The 562-nt window shown below is 42.5% G+C and carries 2 rRNA genes; both read left to right on the forward strand.

From position 1 onward, the window contains the following. Positions 1-201, forward strand: a 16S ribosomal RNA gene (locus DS891_RS24335); the annotation flags it as partial. Between the two features lie 266 nt (positions 202-467). Next, positions 468-562 (forward strand): 23S ribosomal RNA (locus DS891_RS24340); the annotation flags it as partial.

Raw genomic sequence — 562 nt, forward strand, 5'->3', positions numbered from 1 at the left:
CGCTAGTAATCGCAAATCAGAATGTTGCGGTGAATACGTTCCCGGGCCTTGTACACACCGCCCGTCACACCATGGGAGTGGGTTGCTCCAGAAGTGGATAGTCTAACCTTAGGGRGGACGTTCACCACGGAGTGATTCATGACTGGGGTGAAGTCGTAACAAGGTAGCCCTAGGGGAACCTGGGGCTGGATCACCTCCTTATACGATTTAGAACTTATTTGTTCGAAGTGTCCACACAGATGATTGTTGCTTRGCCTGATGGCTAAGTGATATTGCTCTTTAAAAATTTGGAAAAGCTGAAAAATTAAATTCTGATAGATAACGAAWGTTATTTATCGAGTTTTCGAAAGAAAATGCCGATTAATCATTTYKATGATTAATTAGCGTCTACTTTAGTATTCAATATTAACTTCTGGCGAAGTTAAACTGTCTTTAGCAGTACAACTTAAAACTATTTTGGGTTGTATGGTTAAGTGACTAAGCGTACACGGTGGATGCCTTGGCAGTTGGAGGCGATGAAGGACGTACTAACTTGCGATAAGCCTAGTCAAGCCAGTAAGAG

This window comes from Pseudoalteromonas sp. JC28, from assembly GCF_013319255.1.
In the GTDB taxonomy this organism is placed as follows: Bacteria; Pseudomonadota; Gammaproteobacteria; order Enterobacterales; family Alteromonadaceae; genus Pseudoalteromonas.